The following is a 611-nucleotide window of genomic DNA, read 5'->3' on the forward strand; positions in this document are numbered from 1 at the left end:
GCCTATGTATTCAGCCATGGATACTCCAAAAGGAGTGGGTTTCCCCATTCGGACATCTACGGATCAAAGCTCGTTTGCCAGCTCCCCGTAGCTTTTCGCAGGCTACCGCGTCCTTCATCGCCTGTGATCGCCAAGGCATCCACCACATGCACTTGTTCGCTTGACCCTATAACGAGTCTGTCTCATCGACAGTCGCTACAGGTTGAGTTCTCGCGTTGTGCCGTATTCCAATTTAAGTCGAACATAGAGTTCGAATCATCTTGAGATACATCGATACAATCACAACCCGGATAGTTTTCACGTCCATCTCAAGACGCTTCCGCTATCCAAATTACTTACTTCTTCCAGATTGTTAAAGAACGACAGCCGATATCTGTTGATATCCTCTGACTGGCTCAATCGCCAATGAGAAAAACTCGAACCAAACTTCATTCGAATGTTTGTCATTGATGATTATCGAAAGCGGCCGGCATTTTAACCGATTAAACCGCTAACAGACAGTCTTTCTGTCTTTATCAACAGCCGATAAGCGTGAGCGCTCAACTTTGCGAGATAGCTCTGGAAAGGAGGCGATCCAGCCGCACCTTCCGATACGGCTACCTTGTTACGAC

At 47.3% G+C, this 611-nt stretch carries 1 rRNA gene; it reads right to left on the minus strand.

Annotation, left to right across the window (positions count from 1 at the left end):
* A 23S ribosomal RNA gene (locus tag FXO21_RS28555) occupies positions 1-166 on the minus strand; the annotation flags it as partial.
* Positions 167-611 lie beyond the last annotated feature (445 nt).

It is taken from the genome of Dyadobacter sp. UC 10 (genome assembly GCF_008369915.1).
Classification (GTDB): domain Bacteria; phylum Bacteroidota; class Bacteroidia; order Cytophagales; family Spirosomataceae; genus Dyadobacter.